Annotated in this window: 16 protein-coding genes; 9 read left to right on the top strand and 7 right to left on the bottom strand. The window is 72.6% G+C overall.

All coding sequences use genetic code 11. The features are described 5' to 3' along the window. Positions 1–13: 13 nt before the first annotated feature. Entirely contained in the window at positions 14–1171 is a 1158-nt protein-coding gene (locus ACH4D3_RS02415) for an acetyl-CoA carboxylase biotin carboxylase subunit family protein (protein WP_398315490.1), read from the bottom strand. 342 nt (positions 1172–1513) lie between these two features. Between ACH4D3_RS02415 and ACH4D3_RS02410 the strand changes: the two genes are divergently transcribed. Genes ACH4D3_RS02410 through ACH4D3_RS02400 form a run of 3 tightly spaced genes read left to right on the top strand, consistent with a single transcriptional unit; the run spans position 1514 to position 4679 of the window. Next, a complete protein-coding gene (locus ACH4D3_RS02410) occupies positions 1514–2056 on the top strand; it encodes a PadR family transcriptional regulator (protein ID WP_398315488.1) in 543 nt (180 codons plus the stop codon). Further along, positions 2053–2895, top strand: a complete 843-nt coding sequence (locus ACH4D3_RS02405; RefSeq protein WP_398315486.1) for an ABC transporter ATP-binding protein — start codon at positions 2053–2055, stop codon at positions 2893–2895. The genes ACH4D3_RS02410 and ACH4D3_RS02405 overlap by 4 nt, the downstream gene beginning before the upstream one ends. 2 nt (positions 2896–2897) lie before the next feature. After that, a complete protein-coding gene (locus ACH4D3_RS02400) occupies positions 2898–4679 on the top strand; it encodes an FtsX-like permease family protein (protein ID WP_398315484.1) in 1782 nt (593 codons plus the stop codon). Positions 4680–4895: 216 nt separating this feature from the next. On the opposite strand, the gene infA is transcribed toward ACH4D3_RS02400, so the two are convergent. The 4 genes from infA to ACH4D3_RS02380 all read right to left on the bottom strand — a co-directional run bounded on the left by infA (position 4896) and on the right by ACH4D3_RS02380 (position 8363). Beyond that, positions 4896–5120, bottom strand: coding sequence for a translation initiation factor IF-1 (infA, locus tag ACH4D3_RS02395; protein WP_109029568.1), 225 nt, complete (start codon positions 5118–5120; stop codon positions 4896–4898). Continuing rightward, the gene (locus ACH4D3_RS02390) at positions 5117–5908 is read right to left on the bottom strand and encodes a GNAT family N-acetyltransferase (protein ID WP_398315482.1); all 792 of its coding nucleotides are present in this window, start codon (positions 5906–5908) and stop codon (positions 5117–5119) included. Before ACH4D3_RS02390 ends, infA begins: the two co-directional genes overlap by 4 nt. A 208-nt stretch (positions 5909–6116) precedes the next feature. Then, the gene (locus ACH4D3_RS02385) at positions 6117–6743 is read right to left on the bottom strand and encodes a TOPRIM nucleotidyl transferase/hydrolase domain-containing protein (RefSeq protein ID WP_398315480.1); all 627 of its coding nucleotides are present in this window, start codon (positions 6741–6743) and stop codon (positions 6117–6119) included. Between the two features lie 66 nt (positions 6744–6809). Then, on the bottom strand, positions 6810–8363 hold the full coding sequence (locus ACH4D3_RS02380) for an IucA/IucC family protein (protein WP_398315478.1): 1554 nt from the start codon (positions 8361–8363) through the stop codon (positions 6810–6812). A 143-nt stretch (positions 8364–8506) separates the two neighbouring features. Between ACH4D3_RS02380 and ACH4D3_RS02375 the strand changes: the two genes are divergently transcribed. From ACH4D3_RS02375 to ACH4D3_RS02355, 5 genes are all read left to right on the top strand, one after another. After that, positions 8507–10039: an IucA/IucC family protein gene (locus ACH4D3_RS02375; protein WP_398315476.1), complete on the top strand. Its 1533-nt coding sequence runs from the start codon at positions 8507–8509 to the stop codon at positions 10037–10039. Positions 10040–10196: 157 nt separating this feature from the next. Then, positions 10197–11735 (top strand): hypothetical protein, encoded by a 1539-nt coding sequence (locus ACH4D3_RS02370; RefSeq protein WP_398315474.1) that lies wholly within the window; start codon positions 10197–10199, stop codon positions 11733–11735. A 40-nt stretch (positions 11736–11775) separates the two neighbouring features. Beyond that, positions 11776–12513, top strand: a complete 738-nt coding sequence (locus tag ACH4D3_RS02365; protein WP_398315472.1) for an NUDIX hydrolase — start codon at positions 11776–11778, stop codon at positions 12511–12513. A 77-nt stretch (positions 12514–12590) separates the two neighbouring features. Further along, the gene (locus ACH4D3_RS02360; protein WP_398315470.1) at positions 12591–13856 is read left to right on the top strand and encodes a VWA domain-containing protein; all 1266 of its coding nucleotides are present in this window, start codon (positions 12591–12593) and stop codon (positions 13854–13856) included. Next, the gene (locus ACH4D3_RS02355; protein WP_398315468.1) at positions 13856–14662 is read left to right on the top strand and encodes a hypothetical protein; all 807 of its coding nucleotides are present in this window, start codon (positions 13856–13858) and stop codon (positions 14660–14662) included. Before ACH4D3_RS02360 ends, ACH4D3_RS02355 begins: the two co-directional genes overlap by 1 nt. Positions 14663–14704: 42 nt before the next feature. Here the strand turns inward: ACH4D3_RS02355 and ACH4D3_RS02350 are convergent, their stop codons facing one another. Beyond that, the gene (locus ACH4D3_RS02350) at positions 14705–15361 is read right to left on the bottom strand and encodes a winged helix-turn-helix transcriptional regulator (RefSeq protein WP_398315466.1); all 657 of its coding nucleotides are present in this window, start codon (positions 15359–15361) and stop codon (positions 14705–14707) included. Positions 15362–15448: 87 nt separating this feature from the next. Between ACH4D3_RS02350 and ACH4D3_RS02345 the strand changes: the two genes are divergently transcribed. Beyond that, on the top strand, positions 15449–16657 hold the full coding sequence (locus ACH4D3_RS02345; protein WP_109029575.1) for a pyridoxal phosphate-dependent aminotransferase: 1209 nt from the start codon (positions 15449–15451) through the stop codon (positions 16655–16657). A 10-nt stretch (positions 16658–16667) separates the two neighbouring features. Here ACH4D3_RS02345 and ACH4D3_RS02340 read toward each other — a convergent pair whose 3' ends face one another. Next, positions 16668–17141: a hypothetical protein gene (locus tag ACH4D3_RS02340; RefSeq protein ID WP_398315464.1), complete on the bottom strand. Its 474-nt coding sequence runs from the start codon at positions 17139–17141 to the stop codon at positions 16668–16670. Positions 17142–17186 lie beyond the last annotated feature (45 nt).

Genomic DNA, 17186 nt, shown 5'->3' with positions numbered 1-17186 from the left:
GCGGAGCGTCCCGCTATGCTCCGCCGGTCACGTTGAAGCGGACGATTTCGTGAACCGTCTTCTCCAGTTTCGACTCGTCCGGGTCGGACACCATCGCCTTGCCGACGAGGCCGTAGGGGCCGACCCGCGCGTCGGGTGACGCGTCGTAGTGGATCTCGTCGAGCTGGAAGGCGCGCTCGAAATCATCCTGGGTCAGGTGGCCGCTGTCGGGACGCCGCAGGAGGACGTAGCCGTAGAAACGTTCGGGCGTCTCGACGCGTTCCGTCAGGGACGGCGACTCGCCGAGCGCCAGGCTGATCTCGGCGTCGAAGAGGTCGACGCCGTAGGTCAATTCGTTGGCCCGCGGGGAAAGCCCGCCGGGAATCCGGACCGCGCACTCGCCGAACGTCAGGTCCGTGCCTTCCTCGAAGAGCTCCAGATGGAATACGCAGTCGGGTGCGCGCAGGCTTCCCAGAACCTGGTGGGCGATGGTCTCGGCCTGCCGGAACAGCCCGGCGTGGAGCGTTCTGTCCAGCACCCACGCGGCCATGGTCCCGCCCCGCGCGGCGTCGAACGGCGCCTCGTGGTAGCGGCTCATGCACGACCAGCGGAGTTCACCGCGCTCCCAGATGCCGTCGATGAAGACCTCCGGCCCGTCGACGAACGACTCGGCGACGATCGCCACGTCCGAGGCTCCCGGGAAGAGCGCGAGGGCGTCTTCGTACTCCTGCGCGGAATGGATGATGCTCGTGCGCTGGGCGCCGGCTCCGGCGGCCGGCTTGATCACGAATGTCTCACCCAGATCGTCGGCTAGCCGCCGGTAGGAGGTCCCCGTGGGCACATGCAGGCAACGCGCCCTCCGCACTTCGGGCGGCAGACCGCTCTTCTGGAGATACTTGTCGCGGAAAGAGAGAATGGTGCGCGGGTCCGCGTTTCCCGGAAGATTGAACTGCTGCCGCAGACAGGCCGCGGTGAACACTCCCATTTCATGGACGGACAGGGCACCGACGACGTCGTCGAGCCGCCGGGCGAGCACTGCGCGCAGCACTTCCTGGGCGTTCTCGAAGTCGGCGACCCGGCAGGATTGCCGGTCGGCCGGTGCGCCGTTGGGATCCTGCACCACATAGAAGGGATCGAGACCACGACGCCGTAACGCCTGGTCGAGGTCGTCCCGATACCCAATGACGATCATTCTCGGCATTGTCGCCCCCCGCTTTCGATTCAAACCCGTCAATGGATCGGATGATCGTTTGCGCCTTGGTCGAGGACGTGCACGTCGGCATCTTTTCACAGGGATCCCGGAATGTGGACACGTGAACGTGCGTCCATTTACCCGTGCGCTGTGACATGAGTCATAGGAAAATTTGGCCAATAAAACGGACGAGAAAGCGTCCTACCCATTCGACTCAATGAATTCCGCCATGCCGGGCAAACCCGATAAATGCGGCGAACGGGAGGGTGCTGCGGGGCCCTCGGTTGACGTGTCATTACTTAACCGCTATCCATTGAGGGTCTCGGGAGGGTGGGGTGGTCCGTGCAGGACGTGGTGCTGGCGCTGCTGGCCAAGGAGCCGTCGCACGGGTACGACCTGCGCGGGCGGTTGGTGGCGGCACTCGGACCGCTCGGGGAGTCACTGAACGCGGGGCAGATCTATGTGACGCTCACTCGGCTCGAGAAGGCGGGTCTGGTCGTCCAGGTCCGTGAGGACACGTCGGTGCGCGGGCCGCGGCGCAAGGTGTACGCGCCGACCGCCGCCGGGCAGGAGCGGGTGGCCGCCTGGCTGACCGAGAGCCCCGGCCCCCGGGCGGACGTGACGGAGTTTCACCTGAAGCTGGTGGCCGCCGCCGAGTCGGGCATGGCCGATCCGCTCGCGCTCGTGGACGCGCGGCGGCGGGAGCTGATGCGGGACCTCGCCGAGGCCCAGCGCGCCGCCCTCGCTCTGCAGACGGATTCGGAGGCCGGGCTGCTCCTGGAGGGCCTCGCGCTCCGGCTGCAGGCCGATCTTCGTTGGCTGGAGGCATGCGCGCGGACCTGGTCCCCCCGTGCCGGACGTGGGAAGGGCAAGGGAAGCGAATGACGAGAGAAGGTCGGCGGGTCGGGGGCGGCCGGTCGCGGCGAAGGGACGCGGACGCTACTCCGCGGGCGGGAACGGGACCGGCGGGTCGCGGTCCCGGAGAGGCGGCCGGTCCGGCGCTGCGGGCAGTCGGCCTGACCCGCACCTACGGGGAGGACGAGAGCCTGGTGTGGGCCGTCGACGGGGTCGACCTCGACGTCCCCGCCGGACAGACGCTCGCCGTGACCGGGCCCAGCGGCTGCGGCAAGTCGACGCTGCTGCAACTCCTCGGCGGCCTCGACCGGCCGAGCGAGGGCGAGGTGTGGCTGGGCGGGCGGCGGATCGACGACCTCGGCGAACGGGCGCTGGCCCGGCTGCGGCGCCGCGCCGTCGGCTTCGTCTTCCAGGACTTCCACCTGATGGACGAGTTGACGGCGGCGGAGAACGTCGAGCTGCCCGCGCTGCTCGCCGGTGCCGCACCGCGCACCGCCCGCCGTCGCGCCGACGGACTGCTGGAGCGGGTGGGGCTCGCGGACCGGGCCCGTCATCTGCCCTCCGCGCTCTCCGGCGGTCAGCGCCAGCGGGCCGCCATCGCCCGCGCCCTGGTCAACGAGCCGCAGGTGATTCTCGCGGACGAGCCCACCGGCAACCTCGACAGCGCCGCGACCCACGACGTTCTACGGCTCTTCGACGAGTTGCGTGCCGCGGGCCAGACCCTCGTCCTGGTCACCCACGACGAACGGGTCGCCGCAACGGCCGACCGCGTCGTCTCCCTGCGCGACGGGGCGGTGGCCGACGACACCCGGCTGGACGGCCAGGGTGACGCCGCCGGGCTCGGCGCGCTGCTGAACTGGGAGGGCTGACCGTGGGACGCCTCCTGTTGATCTGGCGCCTGACCGCCCGCGACCTGCGCCGCCGTCCCGGCGAGGCCGTCATGTTCCTGCTCGCGGTCACCGTCGCGGGCGCGAGCCTGACCCTCGGACTGGCCAGCGACGACGCCGTGGCCACCGGGTACGCGAAGACCCGCGAGGCCACCGCCGGGCCCGACATCGTCGCCGTCACGACGGCCGCGGACCCGTCCGCCGTGGCCGCGCGCATAGCGGACACACCCGGTGTGGCGGCGCAGGGCGATCCCGTCTTCGCGTTCGACACCTACGTCGAGGCGCACGGCCGCAGCGCCCACTCCTCGGTCGAGGGGCGGGGTGGTTCGCCCGCCGCGGTGGACCGGCCGCTGGTGACGTCCGGCACCTGGGTCCGCCCCGGCGGTGCGGTGCTCGAACGCGGCTTCGCCCAGGCGCTCGGCGTGCACGTCGGCGACCGCGTCACCATCGGCGGGCGCGACTATCCGGTCGTCGGGACCGCGATCAGCGCCGCCACCTCCGTGTACCCGTGGAGCGACGCCGCGCAGGGCCCGGGCCCGTCCGACTTCGGCGGCAGGATCTGGCTCACCACCGCCGACACCCGCGCGGCGGCGAAGAACACGGACGCCGCCGGCGTCCATCTGATCCACCTGAAGCTGACGGACCCGGCGGCGACGCGGCAATGGCAGCAGACCGCCTCCACCCCCGGCCACAGGGGCGAAGCCTGGGTCAACACCCACGACTGGCAGGGCATTCTCCGCACCGACAGCGCCATGATCAGGAACACCCGGCCCGCCCTGGTCGTCGGCGGCACGCTGCTCGCCGTCGCCGCGGTCGTCACCCTCGCCGCGCTCGCCACGGCACGCGCCGCCCGTGACAACCGGCGTGCCGCGCTGCTCAAGGCCGTCGGCGCCGGGCCCGCCACCGTCACCGCCGTCCTGCTGGCGCAGTACCTGCTGCTGACCCTGCTGGCCACCGCGCTCGGTCTGACCGCCGGGACGCTGGCCGCACCGCACGTGGTCGATCCCAGCGCCGGGCTGCTCAACACCCTCGGCCCTCCGGACCCCGACACCGTCACCGCCGCGCTCCTCCTTGCCGTCGTGGTCGCCGTGACCGGTGCGCTCGGCCCCGCCCTGCGCGCCGCCCGCACGAGCACCGCCCATGCGCTGGCCGACCCGGCGCACCTGCTCACACGTCACCCGCACCTGAACGCCCTGTCGGCACATCTGCCCACCTCGTTCCTGCTCGGCGTGCGGTTGCTCGCCCGCCGTCCCGGCCGGGCCGTCCTGGCCTCGGCGGGCACGGCCGCCACCACCCTCATGGTCACCGCCCTGCTCGCCTGGCGTACCGAACTCGGCGTGCGGCCCGACTTCAGCAGGTTCGGCCCCATCGACGTACGGGCCGACCAAACCGGCCAGGTGCTGCTCGCCGTCACGATCGCCCTGGTGGCGCTGTCCACGCTCAACACCGTGCTCCTCGGCTGGAGCACCGCCGTGCAGGCCCGCCGCGCGCTCGCCGTCGCCCGAACCCTCGGCGCCACACCCGGCCAGGTCACCGCGGCGCTGTGCGTCGCGCAACTCCTGCCCGCCGTGCCGGGAGTTGCGGTGGGTGTTCCGTCCGGGCTCGCTCTGTACTGGCTCTTCGGCACGGTGGTCGTCCCCCCGGCAGCGTGGCTGCTCACCTCCGCGCTCGCCGTACTGCTGACGGTCGGCGCGCTGACCGCCCTGCCGGCCTGGTTCCACACCCGCGTGCCCGCCGGGCGGGCCCTGGACGCCGGACCCGCCTGAGCCGGTCGACCACGCGCTGCCGCCACCCGGTCGGCGGGTCCGGCTCCGCGCGGACCGTCTTGCAGTGGCGGCGACGGCGACTGCGTCGAGGGGGCGTCCTGCCCCGAGATCGTCCGCGTCCGTGACTCAAGGAGCAGCGCCTCGCCACCGTCAAGCCGGAAGCGCAGTGGCCACCCGGACCGGGGGGCCACTTGGCGCGAGAGACCCCGGCTGGGGCTAGTTCCGGTAGCGGAACACGATCCGGCCGCGCGTCAAGTCGTACGGCGGGAGCTCCACCAGTACCCGGTCTTCCAGCATGATCCGGATGTAGTTCTTGCGGATCTTCCCGCTGACGTGCGCGAGGACCTGGTGGCCGTTCTCGAGCTCCACCGTGAACATGGCGCTGCGCAGGCACTCGACGACCTTGCCCTCGACCTCGATGACGTTCTTGTGCTTCGTCATCGCACCAGCTCCAGGTTGCTGCTCGTCCGCCGGGCGCCGATGCCCTCGAACAGCGCCGATGCCGCGTGATGGGACTCCTGGACTTCGGCCCGGGCCTCGGCGAACCCCGAGCGGTGCAGTGTCCCCAGCGCGTGGGCCAGCAGCGCCCGCGCGATGCCGCGGCGCTGCTCGCCGGTGCGGACCGCGACCAGCCCGATGCGCGGCCGGTTCACCGTCACCACCCGGATCAGCCCCAGGTAGCGGTCCGGCGCCGCGGCCACCGCGTACTTCGACGGATCGACGATGGTGTCGCCTCCGGGGAAGGGAATCACCTCCGTCGGCATCGACTGCCACCCGACGGTCGCGCCGACCTCGTCACGGATCGCGCGGTCCACCGCCCGCAGCAGAGCCTCGTCCGCCCGACCGGCAGGAACGATCGTCACGCCGGAAGGCGGCAGGGCCTCGCCGAGCCCGGTGTGCCGCGGGTCGGTCGGTACGACGTACTCCCACTCGCGGCGCCGGACCGTGAAACCCGCCCGCCGCCAGCGGGCCGTCAGCTCGGCGTCGGCTTCGTCGACCACCGTGTGCAACGGCGCCGGCAGCTCGGCCAGCATCGCCTCGGCGAGCCGGTCGAAGGGGGCGTCGTGCCAGGCGTCGATGCTGACGAAGAGGCGGCCGTCGGCCCGGCACGCCGCGTATCCGCGGCCGATCACCAGGTCGTCGTCCAGTGCGTGCCATTGCCGGTCCGCGACGCGCGTGATCGACACGGCGTCTTCACTCGGGCCGGACGTGAAGGGCTTTGAGTTCATCGGAGTCCTCCTCCAGGAGTGCCTCGGTCTCGGGCGCTCCTGGCGACACCGGAAGGTCAGCCGTCGGACCGTGACGGATCGGGGGAGCACCCACGGGTGACTGTGTTCACGGGGCTCACCTCCATACGACGACTTCACGGTCCGCCAGGACCGTAGCAGCGGGGCGCCGCCTCGCTCAAACGATTTGGGTCACGGAGCGGCCCGACGGTCACAGCCCCGCGAGGAGATCCGCGAGCGGGGCCGGTGGCCGTCCGCCGTCGAGGGCCTCGACCAGGAGGGCGCCGTAGCGGATCTTGCGGCCCTTCCTGGTGCTGAGGAAGCGGCGCAACTGCTGCTGCCGGGCGCGGCCGTGCTGGGCCGGCTGGGCCAGGAAGGTCTGCCAGGGGCGGAGTTCGTCCTCGGCGCGTATGACCTCCTCTACCCGTTCCGGGCCCAGCGCGCGGATCATCTCGTCCTCCAGGTCGGCCACGCAGACGTGGAAGTCCCGTGGAGCACCGGCCCGTTGCCAGCCGCGGACGTAGAAGGGCTCCTCGCGGGCGTCGCAAAGGCCGGTCAGGCGCAGGCCGAGGCCGGGCGGGCCGAGCAGCCCCGCGTAGCGGCCGACGCTCATCGCGCCGCCCATGGACACCACGGCCACGCCTTCGGCGGTCAGGTCGCGGTCCTCGCGGGCCGCCAGGGCCTGGACGGCGGCGAGGTCGCTGGGGCCCTCCAGCAGCACCGCGGTCCGCAGGCCGAGATCCCTGACCAGGTCCGCCGCCGTGTCCGCCGCCGTGTCTGAGGCGCCGCCCGCCGCCCAGCGGGCGATCTCGTCCCGGAACGCGTCCATGTCCGCCATGCGGTGAGTGTGCACCACCGGGCAGCGGTACGGCACGGGATTTCCGGGCGCGTGGCGGGCCGCGGCTCAGGCCCCGCGCAGCGGGTTGGGCAGGGGGCGGTAGCGGGCGTCGGCGCCGTCCGCGCCGGTCCAGCGCAGCAGGAGGTTGGTCTTGGCGGGGAGGGTGGGGGCGGTGAGCAGGGCCGGGATTTCGGGCAGGTCGTGGCGGGCCAGGGCGCGGCGGACGGCGGGCCAGGGGTCGAGGGCGGGGTGGTGTTCGGCGAGGGCGGCGGCGATCTCGTACAGGTGGTTGACGACCAGGCAGTAGACCAGGCGTTCCCAGCCGGCCGCCCTCGGGGTGTCCGGCAGCAGTTTGACGCCCTCCGCGTCCCGGAACAGTGCCTGCACCGGCATGCCGGTCTCGTCCACGGCGACCAGGGTGTTCTGCAGGTGCGCCTCCAGGACGACGCCGTCGTCGGCGAAGGCGGTCAGGACGGGCGGGACGACGGCGGCGAGATACGCCTCCCACCAGGCCGCCGGGTCCACGGCGGCCGCGAGCGGGCTGCCGGGGAAGCCCTCCACGAGCGCGGCGGCCAGGAGCGGGGTCGCGCCGGGCAGCAGGTGGTCGCGCAGGCCGTCGCGGACGACGACGGCCAGTTCCTCGAAGGCGAAGTCCGCGGTGCGGTGGCCGCGGTCGCCGAGCCAGGCGGCGGGAGGGCCCAGGGAGGCGAAGGCCTCGGTGGCGGCGGTGTCGGTGCGGCGCAGTTTCAGCAGGTCGTGGCGCCACAGGCGGCGGATGTCGTTGGTGACGCGCACGTCGAGGCTGAACTTCAGGAACAGGTCCCGGCCGGGGAGGTACTCGGGCGCGTACACCGTGCGGATCGCGGCCGTCGGCCAGGCGAAGAAGCCGGTCGTGCCCACCCGGACGAGCCGGCCGTCGGCGAAGGCGGGGGCGAGGGCGGGGGCCGTCAGGTCCAGTTGCCAGGGGTGGGCGGGCAGCAGGCGGTAGCCGGGCGGGGCCTTGCCGAGGGCGTCCAGGGCGGCGGTGTCGCCCTCGTCGACGACGGTGTCCTCGCGCACGGCGAGCAGCGTCAGCGGGAAGCGGGCGTGTGCCTCGGGCGCGTACGGCAGCCACCCGGCGTGCGGGCCGCCGCCGCGTGCCTTGGGGGCGGGGTGGTGGGTGTGGCCGGTGAGCAGGGCCTGCTCGGAGCGGAGGTACGGGTCGGCGGGCGGGGTGGCACGCGAGCGTGCCGTCAGCAGGGCGGCCACCGCGTCGCGGCTGTCGGTCATCTCGGTGGGCAGTTCGTGGTTGGGCACACCGGTGTGCCGGCGCAGGGTCTCGGCGACCAGCTTCACCAGTTCGGCGTGGTCGACCCGGTGCCACCCGTCCGCCGTGCGGACCTCCGGTTCGGCGGGGCGGCGGCCGGGGCGCACCCGCAGCAGTCTGCCGCCGGGCAGCCGGTACACGGGGCGGGCTCCGGGGCCGGGCAGCGGTTCGGCCACTTCGCGCAGCAGGCAGTTCAGCAGCGGTACGGCAGCGTGGGCGTCGGCGCGGCGCGCCACGTCGTCCCGAGCGGCGGCGCCGTCCTGGAAGGTGGCGTCGGCGCCGGTGGGCGGGGGCAGGAGATCCACGCGTTCCACTCGTTCCCTACGGTCGGTTCATGGCGGAGAGATCGGAGACGATCAGTATGTCTCTCGTCATGACAGTCGTCGGTCCTCCGCCGTGACGTCGTACCCGTACCCGTACACGGCTCGTGCCCGACTCGTACCCGAGGAGCCTGCCCGTGCATCGTCCCCCCAGTGCGGCGGCCGAGGTCGCCGAGGAGCTGGCGGCCGTCCGTCCCGCTCTGGCCGCCCCGTTCGCGGCCGAGCGGCCGGGGGCCCGTGCCGCCGTGCTGTCCCGGCTGTGGCGTGCCCTCGCCTTCGAACCGCTGCCGTGGGTCGAGGGCCGGGAGCGGTCCGGGGACGGGCTCGTCCTGCGCCTGCGGGACGGCCGCCGGCTCAGCGGTCCGGCCGCCGACCCGTACCGCACGGACGCGTACGTCCCGGTGGTGCGGCTTGACGAGGTGGCGTACGACGACCCGGAGCGGCTGATGACCGACCTCGCCGTACCGCACTCGGCCCCCTTCGCCGCCGAACTCGGGCACAGCGCGGCGTCCTTGGCGCTGTCGCGCGCGGCACAGCCCCGGGCGGTGCGGGTGGGGGCGCCGGAGAATCACCCGGACGAGTGGCCGGACAGCGGCTGGGGCTGGGAGCGGCGCGTGGTCGACGGGCACCCGTACCACCCCGGTTGCCGTGCGCGGCCCGGCTTCTCGGTTGCCGAGCAGCTCGCGTACGGGCCCGAGCACGGGCCGGTGGTTCAGCTGGGGCTCGTGCCGGTCCCGGCGGCGGAGTGCCTGGTGACGGGGGTGTGGCCCGGGGAGCTGCGGGACGGGGCGCGGATGCTGGTCCCGGTGCATCCGTGGCAGGCCGCGCACGTGCTCAAGCAGTCCTACGGGGCCGGTCCCGCGGCGCGTCCCCTGATGTCCCTGCGGACCCTCGCCGTGCCCGGCGCGGTGCACGTCAAGACCGCGCTGAGTGCCCGGCTGACCTCCTCGGTGCGGGACATCTCGGTCGCCTCGATCGCGGCGTCGGCCGATCTGTCGTCGTTCGGGGAGCAGTTGGCGGCGCGCCTGGACGGTCTGCTCCACGTGACCCGCACGCTGGGCGCGGCCACCGCCCACTCCCCCGACCTGGCCGCCGTACTGCGCGAGGCGCCCGAGGTGTACGCCTCGCCGGGCGAGCACGTCGTCCCGGTGGCCGCGTTGGCGACCACGGAGCTGCCGCGCTCCCCCGCGTGGCTCGCCGCCTTCGCCCGGCTCGCGCTCACCGTCGGGCTGCGCGCGCTGGAGCTGGGCGTGGCCCTTGAGGCGCACGGTCAGAACCTCCTGGTCGTGCTGTCCGCGACGGGCGACCCGCTGCGCCTGGTCTACCGCGACCTGGCCGACATCCGCGTCTCCCCGGCCCGCCTGTCCCGGCACGGCATCGCGGCCCACGGCCTGCCCGCCCGGGTGCTGACCGACGAACCGCTCGCGCTGCGCCGCAAGGTGTTCGGTTCCCTGGTGGGAGGCGCGCTGGCGGCCACGGCCGGTTCCGGCCCGGCCCTGCGCGGGGCCCTGGAGGCGGCGGTGCCCGAACTCCCGCGCACGGAGGACACCATGGCCCTGCGGGAGGAACCACTGCCGGCGAAGGCACTGACGGCGATGCGGTTGACGCCCGGACATGCGGGCGACATCTGGACCGTACTGCCCAATCCTTTGACAACCGGCCCTTGCTGACCGGCCCGGCTGACCGATCAGCAAGGACGCCAAGGCTTGGCCAAGGCTTGGCCGATTATCGGCTCTTCATGGGAAAACCGGGGCTGACCACGGCGGGCGCGCCCTACGGTGTACGCCCTGTGGGGTCAACCGGACGTGAGGGTTGTGAGAGCGGGACATGACTGACGTCAACAGCAGTGACGGCCTGATGACGCCGATCCGGCCCGATCAACTGGAACCGGGCGCGGTGATCGCGCAGTCGCTGGACAACCAGTGGGTGCCGGCCCGGCTGGCGGCCGACATGATCGAACGGGGCCAGTCCCTGGACGAGGTCGCCGGCCGGCGCATCAGGGAAGTGCGGGCCGAGTACTTCCGCAGCCTCATCAACGCGAGCCAGGTCGTGATCAACCGCGCCTACTTCTACAACAACGCGGCGATCAGCCGGGACCTCCTGGAAGAGGGCGAGGCCCGCTCGGCGCACCGCAGTCTGCTCGCCTCGGGTGCGATCGTGCCGTTCCTGCTCAACGAGCGCCACCCCGCCGAGGAACCACCCGCACACCTGCATGTACGACCCGAGGGGTTCACCGCCTGGCAGGAGACGCTGGAGGGCATGTCCGGCACCGACCGGGTCCGCTGTGTGCGCATGGCCTGGGACGACTCGCTCGGCGACCGGGCGAACCGGGAGTACACCCGGATCCGGCTGTTCCAGCCGTTCACCGAGAAGGTACAGGGCCTCACCGCCAAGAACATCGATGTCCTCGCCTCGCAAGTCGGCGTGCCGCCGGAGGAGTTCGACGCCTTTGGCAGGCGGCTCGGCGAGGTGGTCAGCCACAGCAACAGCCTCAGCGTCCGACGGCAGCCCGTGGTGCGCAACACGCTGTACGAGGAGTTCGTGTCCGTCCCCGGGTCGAATGTGGCAGAGGGGAGGTACGACCGCGACAAGCTCTTCGCCAAGGAGATCAAGCAGCTGCTCGACCTGATCTACAACGTCAACCTCGCCGACGCCCTGGGGCGTTACCCCCTCACCCCGGCCGACAGCCTGCGGCGGGTGGTGTTGCAGGAAGCGCGTGAGGCACGCACCACCACCGGGTTCGTGGAGGACCCCGAACAACTGCTGACCTTCCTGCGGCGGCAGGCCTTCGCGACCGTTCAGGACCATCTGACGCCGGCCGCGGTGAACTCGCTGGCTCTGCAGGACATCTGGCGGCTGCGGCAGACCTCCGTCTGGAACAGCTACATCCGGGCGTTCGGGGCGCTGACCGCGGCTCCGGACCACTTCCACGACGCCGCGGGACAGGTGTTCGACCGCTACGTCCGGCTCAACTCGGAGATTCTCAAACTCGCGCAGGAACGCAGGCAGGCTCGTCCCAACCGGTGGCGTCCGGTCGTCGAGGTCGTCGTCACCCTTACCGCGGGCACCTTCTCGGCCATCAGCGGGGCAGGCCTGTGGGAACTGACCGGCGCTCTCCTGCCGACCGCGGTGTCCGGTCCGGTGACCGGCTCGGTGCAGCTGGTGCTGCGCAACTGGGAGGCCGGGCGGCAGGAGCAGAGATTCGCCCGGGAGATAGCCTCCGTACGGCTGGCGAGTGAGCGAGAATGGCGGCAGTTCCGCGACCTGGTGCGGCGGCTGCCCGATTACCGGCAGGACGCGCACACCGGATCGGCCGGCAACGCCGCCACCACCACCCAGGACGACGACGTGCCCAACGACTACTGAGCTTCCGCTGGAGTACCGTGCACTGCCTGCGAAACGCCCGATGAACCGGTACGAGGCCCTGCGCCGACGCGTTCCGGAGTGGTTCCGCAACGAGCCAGGGGGCATCGAGATCCTGACGGACCCCGCGCTGGTCCGCAGGGCCCGCCGGTCGGCCGCCCCGACGGTGCGACGCGGCCCGTTGGGTTCTCTGCGGGCGTGGGCGAGGGCTGCCCTGCGGCCGGTCCCGACCGGTGTGGTGTCGGCCAACCGCTATCTGTGGTATCTGCGCGATCCGGTGCGGTTCCCCGACGGCCGGCTCGGGCTGTACGACCGTCTTCTGCCGCCTCCGGAGTCCTCCCCCGGCGTCGTCGTGCTGCCGCTGCTCGACGACGGGGCGAAGGTCGTGCTGATCGAGCACTACCGGCACGCCACCCGCGATCGGCACTGGGAGGCCGTGCGCGGCTTCGGTAATCCGGGCGCGACCGGCGAGGAGAACGTGGCGCGGGAACTGGAGGAGGAGGTCTCCGCGCGCCCCACGGTGGTGATCGCCCTCGGTGAGCTCCACCCCGACACCGGTCTGTGCGCGCACCGCGTCGAACTCTACGCGGCACGAGTGGAGTCGGTGGGTGCGCCGGAGGAGGGCGAGGCGATCCAGCGGGTGATCACGGTGCCGGCCGCCGAGGCGGAAGCCATGGTGGCCGACGGACGGATCACCGACGGCTTCACGGTCGCCGTCCTCTACCGGGCCCGGCTGGCGGGGTTGTTCACGTCTGTCACGGAAAACGGCGGTGAGAACTGACGGCTCGTCCGGCGGATGTCCGTCGCCGGACACCCGCCGTTTTGGAGCGCGGCGGCACTGATCAATAGGATCCGCCGATGATCACAAGAACACGGCTGGCGGCGGGTGCCTGTGCCCTGCTCGCCGCGCTGGCGGCCGGGATGGCGTTCCCGGCCGGGGCGAGTGCCGGTGAACCCACGGGTGAGGACGCGCCGAAGGTCGACCTCGTGCTCGACGTCAGCGGTTCGATGCGGACGCGGGACATCGACGGCGGTACGCGCATGGCGGCGGCGAAGCAGGCGTTCAACGAGGTGCTGGACGCGACGCCGGAAGAGGTGCAGCTGGGCATCCGGACGCTCGGCGCTGACTATCCGGGCGACGACCGCAAGACCGGCTGCAAGGACACCGCGCAGCTCTACCCGGTCGGGCCGCTGGACCGCACCGAGGCGAAGACGGCGGTGGCGACCCTGGCGCCGACCGGCTGGACGCCGATCGGGCCCGCGCTGCTCAAGGCGGCCGACGACCTCGACGGCGGCGACGGTTCCAAGCGGATCGTGCTGATCAGCGACGGCGAGGACACCTGCGCCCCGCTGGACCCGTGCGAGGTGGCCCGGGAGATCGCCGCCAAGGGCATCGGGCTGACCATCGACACGCTGGGACTGGTCCCGAACACCAAGATGCGGCAGCAGCTCAGCTGCATCGCCGAGGCGACCGGCGGCACGTACACCTCGGTCGAGCACACCGACGAACTGACCGACAAGGTCAACCAGTTGGTGGACCGGGCGGCCGACCCGGTGGTGACACCGGTGGCCACCGAGGGCGCGGACGCGTGTGCGAAGGCCCCGACGCTCAAGTCGGGGCTGTACACCGACCGCGAGGAGTTCGGGCAGCAGCGCTGGTACCGGGTGGACGTGGAGCCCGGCCAGGAGCTGCGCGCCTCGGTGAGCGTGGGCGCCGACCGGGCCGTGAACCCGTCCTACGGGGTGCTGCTGCGGGCGGTGACGGTGCACGGCCGGGAGATCGTGCGCGGCGAGGCGGCGGGCAACGGCCGTACCGACGTGCTCTCGACGGGGCTGCGCTACCCGAAGCAGGAGAGCGACGAGGAGGACGCCCCGGCCGAGGCCGTGTGCCTCCAGGTCACCAACTCCTTCTCCGTCGCCTCCGGCGTGAAGACCACGCCGGGTCTGCCGCTGGAGCTGACCGTCGACGTGGTGGACGGTCCGGGCGACTCCGACGACGTGGCCGCCTTCGGCCTCGGGCGCGGCTGGTGGCTGCTCGGCCTGCTGGTGCTGGTCGGCTTCGTCGCCGGTCTGCTGTGGGGCTGGCTCTCGCGCTGGCGGTTCGCGATCTGGAGGACCAACTGATGCGATTCACCCGAGCGTTGAGCGCGGCCGTGCTGCTGCTCGGCCTGGCCGCGGCTCCCGCGGCGGCCGACTCCTCGCCCTCCGCGAGCCCTTCGGGGGACGGTGACGCGCCGACCACGGCGGGCACGTCCTTCCGTACGGCGACCGAGTTCGAGCAGGGGCAGGCGGCCACGGCGAACGGGGCCGCGGGCGACTACCTGTACTGGTCCTTCCCGGCCGACGCCGGGCAGCGCCCCACCGTGAAGGCCACGGTGAAGCTGCCCGAGACGCACGCCGCCCAGACCTGGCGGGTCGACGTGTACGACGGCCTGCGCCGCCGCCAGGCCTGCCAGTGGGGCGCCCAGGCCCGCACCGCGGACGCGGGCGCCTCGTCCGTCGAGCTGGCCTGCGTGCTGCGCACCGTGCGCGCCTGGACCGAGCCGTGGGCCAACGACCCGCTGCCGGGCACCTACTACGTCCGGCTCACGGCGGTGAGCGTGCCCACCTCCGACCTCGGTGTGCCGGTCTCCGCCGAAGTCAGGGTGGAGTCCAAGGACATCGGCGGGGCCGCGGCGGTGGACGGTTCGCTGGCCGAGCCGCTGGTGCCGGGCATCGCGGTGACCTCCGGCGCCGACCAGGGCGACGAGGACGAGAAGGGCGCCGTGCTGTCCGCGATCGAGCCGGAGGACGGCTGGTCGTCGGGCTGGTGGTCGGACCGCTGGGTGTGGAGCGGGATCGGGGCCGTACTGGCCGCGCTCGCGGGCATCGGCGGCTACGCGCTGACCCGGGGTTCGGGACGGCCGTCCCGGGTGCCGCCCGGCGCCTGACCGCCACCCGGAAGGCCCGCCCACGGCGGGCCTTCTGCCGTTTCACGCCTCCCGCAGCGCCTTGGCCGCCGTGCCGTCGCCGGTCACCGCGACGCGGCCGTCGCGCACCGCGTCGCGCAGGGCGGCCTCGCCGCGGCCGAGGGCCGCGCAGGTCGCGGCGTCCAGCACGAGCGTGGCGTCGGGCTCGCCCGGTGCGGGCCCCTCGCCGTACACGGGACCGTCCTCCCCCTCGGCGCGGGCGTCGGCGTACAGGTGGAAGTCCCCCTCCTCCAGCCGGACCTCGACGAGGCCCTCGGCGGCGCCCGCCTCCCGCAGCGCCCGCAGCAGCGGCAGGGCGAACCAGTGCGCGCGCACGGCGTCGGTCGGCCGCCGCTCCCCCAGCTCGCCCGCGCCCCACGCGCCGAGCGCCTCCAGCACGGGCAGCAGTCCGCGTCCCCGCGCGGTGAGTTCGTAGACGTACGCCGCGCCGGGCGGGGGCAGCCGACGCCTGGTCGTCAGTCCCTCGCGCTCCATGTCCTTGAGCCGCGAGGCGAGTACGTCCGTGCTGACGCCGGGCAGGTCGGCGTGCAGGTCGGTGTAGCGCCGCGGACCGGCGAGCAGCTCCCGGACGATCAGCAGGGTCCAGCGGTCGCCGACGGCGTCGAGCGCGCGGGCGGCGGAACAGTACTGGTCGTAGCTACGGCGAGGACGTGGTGACATGCGACGCAGTGTAGACAAGTTGTTGGACTTCCCAAGCTGCTACTTGGTAAAACCAAGCAACACCAGATTCCGGAGGGGAAGCCGCGCATGGAGTTCCGGCAGTCGAACAAGCTCAGCGAGGTCTGTTACGAGATCCGCGGCCCGGTCATCGAGCACGCCAACGCGCTGGAGGAGGCGGGCCACAGCGTCCTGCGCCTCAACACCGGCAACCCGGCCCTCTTCGGCTTCGAGGCGCCGGAGGAGATCGTGCAGGACATGATCCGCATGCTGCCGCAGGCGCACGGCTACACGGACTCGCGCGGCATCCTCTCCGCCCGCCGGGCCGTCGCCCAGCGCTACCAGGCGCTCGGCCTGGAAGTGGACGTGGACGACGTCTTCCTGGGCAACGGCGTCTCCGAGCTGATCTCCATGGCCGTCCAGGCCCTGCTGGAGGACGGCGACGAGGTCCTGATCCCCGCCCCCGACTTCCCCCTCTGGACGGCGGTGACCACCCTCGCGGGCGGCAGGGCGGTGCACTACCTCTGCGACGAGCAGGCGGAGTGGTACCCGGACCTGGCCGACATGGAGGCGAAGATCACCGACCGCACCAAGGCGGTCGTCATCATCAACCCCAACAACCCCACCGGCGCCGTCTACCCCAAGGAGATCGTCGAGGGCATCCTCGACCTCGCCCGCCGGCACGGCCTGATGGTCTTCGCCGACGAGATCTACGACCAGATCCTGTACGACGACGCCGTGCACCACTCCGCCGCGTCCCTCGCCCCCGACCTGGTGGTGCTGACCTTCTGCGGGCTGTCCAAGACGTACCGGGTGGCGGGCTTCCGCTCCGGCTGGCTGGTGGTGACGGGGCCGAAGCAGCACGCGAAGGACTACCTGGAGGGCCTGACCATGCTGGCCTCCATGCGCCTGTGCGCCAACGCGCCCGCCCAGTACGCCATCCAGGCCGCGCTCGGCGGCCGCCAGTCCATCCGCGAGCTGACGGCCCCCGGCGGACGGCTGCACGAGCAGCGGGACGTGGCCTGGGAGAAGCTCAACGAGATCCCCGGTGTCTCCTGCGTCAAGCCCAAGGGCGCGCTGTACGCCTTCCCGCGCATCGACCCGGCCGTCCACAGGATCCACGACGACGAGCGCTTCGTCCTCGACCTGCTGCTCAGGGAGAAGATCCAGGTGGTGCAGGGGACGGGATTCAACTGGCCCTCCCCGGACCACTTCCGCATCCTGACGCTGCCGCACGCGGAGGACCTGGAGGCGGCGATCGGGCGCATCGGGCGCTTCCTGAGCGGCTACCGGCAGTAGCGGCCGGGCCTCAGCCCTTCCGAGTGTCCTTCCGGGTGAAGCGGACGCCCAGGTCGCAGGGGGTCTCCGGGTCCGACGTGGCGCACAGGGTGCCGCCGTCGTCGACGACCGTCAGCGTGAGCCGGCAGGGTTCGTCGGACTGCTCGGCGAAGGACAGGCCGATCTCCGATCCCGACCGGGCCCGCGGTGAGGTCATGTACAGGCCGTCGCCGTCGTCGGCGAAGAAGGCCCAGTCGCCGCCGGTGTCCCCGCCGGGGCAGCCGGTGCCGGCGAGCTTGCCCGAGTCGAGCCCGGACGCGGTGAAGGTGCGGTCGGCGGTCAGGGCGAGGGCCGTGCCGTCGCCGGCCTGCCAGGCGCCGGTGACGCGGTCGTCCGGGACCGTCGCGGCCCGCGCGCCGGTGCCGTCGCACGCCGTGGCCGCCAGCAGGGTGATCAGCACGGCGGCAGTCCAGCGGACGGCGGGCGCGAAGGGTGTCTTGAACACGGAGGAATCCTAGAAGGGTGCCTGATGCGGTGGTGGTCCGGGGCA

This window comes from Streptomyces sp. NPDC018026, from assembly GCF_044327745.1.
Classification (GTDB): Bacteria; Actinomycetota; Actinomycetes; order Streptomycetales; family Streptomycetaceae; genus Streptomyces; species Streptomyces rubrogriseus.
The sequence above is the reverse complement of the archived record's forward strand: the minus strand, read 5'-3'. Positions and strand labels throughout refer to the sequence as shown.

Coding starts and splice junctions, on each gene's coding strand:
- ACH4D3_RS02345 (WP_109029575.1), top strand. CDS start 15,449: ATGGAGTTCCGGCAGTCGAACAAGCTCAGCGAGGTCTGTTACGAGATC.
- ACH4D3_RS02355 (WP_398315468.1), top strand. CDS start 13,856: ATGCGATTCACCCGAGCGTTGAGCGCGGCCGTGCTGCTGCTCGGCCTG.
- ACH4D3_RS02385 (WP_398315480.1), bottom strand. CDS start 6,743: ATGGCGGACATGGACGCGTTCCGGGACGAGATCGCCCGCTGGGCGGCG.
- ACH4D3_RS02350 (WP_398315466.1), bottom strand. CDS start 15,361: ATGTCACCACGTCCTCGCCGTAGCTACGACCAGTACTGTTCCGCCGCC.
- ACH4D3_RS02360 (WP_398315470.1), top strand. CDS start 12,591: ATGATCACAAGAACACGGCTGGCGGCGGGTGCCTGTGCCCTGCTCGCC.
- ACH4D3_RS02405 (WP_398315486.1), top strand. CDS start 2,053: ATGACGAGAGAAGGTCGGCGGGTCGGGGGCGGCCGGTCGCGGCGAAGG.
- ACH4D3_RS02365 (WP_398315472.1), top strand. CDS start 11,776: ATGAACCGGTACGAGGCCCTGCGCCGACGCGTTCCGGAGTGGTTCCGC.
- ACH4D3_RS02390 (WP_398315482.1), bottom strand. CDS start 5,908: ATGAACTCAAAGCCCTTCACGTCCGGCCCGAGTGAAGACGCCGTGTCG.
- ACH4D3_RS02370 (WP_398315474.1), top strand. CDS start 10,197: ATGACTGACGTCAACAGCAGTGACGGCCTGATGACGCCGATCCGGCCC.
- ACH4D3_RS02415 (WP_398315490.1), bottom strand. CDS start 1,171: ATGATCGTCATTGGGTATCGGGACGACCTCGACCAGGCGTTACGGCGT.
- infA (WP_109029568.1), bottom strand. CDS start 5,120: ATGACGAAGCACAAGAACGTCATCGAGGTCGAGGGCAAGGTCGTCGAG.